The sequence below is a fragment of the Algoriphagus sp. genome (genome assembly GCF_024642405.1).
Lineage (GTDB): Bacteria > Bacteroidota > Bacteroidia > Cytophagales > Cyclobacteriaceae > Algoriphagus.
In genome coordinates this window covers 1-2,210 of the sequence record NZ_JAHEBC010000497.1, presented here as the reverse complement: position 1 = coordinate 2,210, position 2,210 = coordinate 1, and the positions used below count along the sequence as shown (strand labels likewise).

Annotated in this window: 3 protein-coding genes; all 3 read right to left on the bottom strand. The window is 38.0% G+C overall.

From position 1 onward, the window contains the following. Positions 1–1,167 (bottom strand): ATP-dependent DNA helicase RecQ (locus Q0L68_RS19795; RefSeq protein WP_296705966.1); only part of this gene is annotated, 1,167 nt, incomplete at its 3' end. Continuing rightward, entirely contained in the window at positions 1,168–1,944 is a 777-nt protein-coding gene (locus Q0L68_RS19790; protein ID WP_296705965.1) for an enoyl-CoA hydratase-related protein, read from the bottom strand. Positions 1,945–2,006: 62 nt separating this feature from the next. Continuing rightward, positions 2,007–2,210, bottom strand: a 204-nt coding sequence (locus tag Q0L68_RS19785; RefSeq protein WP_296705964.1) for a hypothetical protein, incomplete at its 5' end; no start/stop codon positions are given.

The window sequence follows — 2,210 nt, the reverse complement described above, 5'->3', positions numbered from 1 at the left end:
TAATTCATAGTTATTTGCAAATTCATGATACACAAAATCAAAACTACTAAACATAGCACTTCCAACAGCCAGCTTGTAGTAATTAGCCAAGCATTGATAGACTCTCCGGATAAAGTCAAGGGGAGGATATACCAGAGCAGCCCGATTCATTACTAGTTCAAAATCCTGTTCATTACTCATCAAAACAGCATAGGATTTTTTACCATCTCGTCCGGCTCTACCGGCTTCTTGGTAGTAATTCTCCAGGTTTTCCGGCAAGTCGCTATGAAGGACAACCCTTACATCAGGTTTATCGATTCCCATTCCAAATGCATTGGTACTGACAATTACCCTCACTTGGTTTTTCATCCAAGCAGTTTGAACAGCATTTCTATCTGCCATCGATAAGCCTGCATGATATGGGGAAGCAGAAATTCCCAACTTTTCAAGTGATCTTGCTATTTGGTGAGTTCCTTGCCTATTTCTGACATACCAAATCGCTGAACCCGGAATTCTGGATAATACTTCAACTCCCTTTTCAAACTTATTTTCAACCAAACGAACACTGAAGCTTAAGTTTTCTCTGGCAAAACTTTTACGAAACTCCTGACCATTTTTCATCAAGAGTTTATCAATGATATCCTTGCAGACCTTTGGTGTAGCAGAGGCTGTTAGTGCAAGAATTGGAACTTTGGGATGATATTTTCTGATCTCACCGATTTCTAAGTATTGAGGTCTAAAATCATATCCCCATTGGGAAATACAATGCGCTTCATCTACCGCAATGAGATTTACGGGCATTTGTTTAAATCGCTCAATGAATAAGTCAACCTTCAGCCGCTCAGGAGAGACATATAAAAATTTAAAATCTCCATAAATGCAATTATCCAAGGTAGTATCAATCTCTCGGTAACTCATCCCAGAAAAAATAGAAGCGGCTTTAACTCCTTTACTTTTAAGAGCATCTACTTGATCTTTCATTAAAGCTATCAATGGGCTAATGACCAAGCAGATTCCTTCCTTAGCCAAACCTGGAATCTGATAACATAAAGACTTACCTCCCCCAGTTGGCAACAGGGCTAGAGAATCATTCCCTGATAGCACAGATTTGATTATTTCTTCCTGGACCGGTCTAAAATCATCGAACCCAAAGACGGTTTGAAGTATTTCTTTAATGTGGTTTTCCAATTACCAATCAGGATTAGTCTTTTTCAAAAAGGAAGAGATACCTTTGACAAAATCTCCGTGAGAACGGGCCTTGGCATTTACTTCACAGGCATTTAACAATGCTTTTTCTCTTTTATCCCTGTTGATGGATCTCAAAAGTGATTTTGTTGCAGCCATCGAGAAACCTGAGTTTTGGGAGATTAATTTTTTTGTGAAATCCCTAACACTTTTATCCAAGAATTCATCATGACAAACTTCGGTAATTAATCCTAGCTCGGCAGCTTTGGCAGCAGAAATCAATTCGCCAGAAAGTAATAATTCCTGAGTCTTTGCCATCCCAATTTGTTCGACAAGGAATACGGAAACCATCGCAGGAACAAAACCGATTCTAACTTCTGTATAACCAAAAAGTGCATTGGGGACTGAAAAAGCAAAATCACAAACTGTTACTAACCCACAGCCCCCCGCTAAAGCATGGCCTTGAATTTTAGCAATCACAACTTTGGGCAAATTATAGATTAGGGTAAAAAGTTCTTTCAAATGATTACTATCCTCTAGATTTTTTGCGTAGGAAAACCCTTCCATCTCCTGTAAATATGCTAAATCCGCACCCGCACAAAATGCTTTTCCTTCCGCTTCTAAAACGATTACCTTCACCTCCTCTTTTTGACTCATTTCTACAAAGGCTTGATGAATTCCAGAAATCATTATTGGACTCATGGCATTTCGCTTCTCAGGTCTATTGAGTTTGATATAGCCAACTCTATCCTCAATTCGACTTAGTACAATATCTTTCATGGAGCAATTTTATTAGGAAAAGAATCAATTTAACTGCATAAAAAATCAATCCCAAGAAAGGTCTAGAAAAGAATTTGGATTGGTGTTTCACCTAAAGGAATTATTGAGTCGGCAGATTTTTTTACCCAATCACCATTTTTCCAAAAATGGATGGATTTTGGGATTCTTCCATGAAAAACCAATTGTTTTTCCGAATTATTAATCTCCATTTTTTCCAACGGAAAGGAGAAAATAGAATCCTTTTCTGTTGAAGAAATAAGTGATTC

Bases quoted from the DNA above. Each gene is read 5' to 3' on its own strand.
- Q0L68_RS19790 (WP_296705965.1), bottom strand. From the start codon at position 1,944: ATGAAAGATATTGTACTAAGTCGAATTGAGGATAGAGTTGGCTATATC.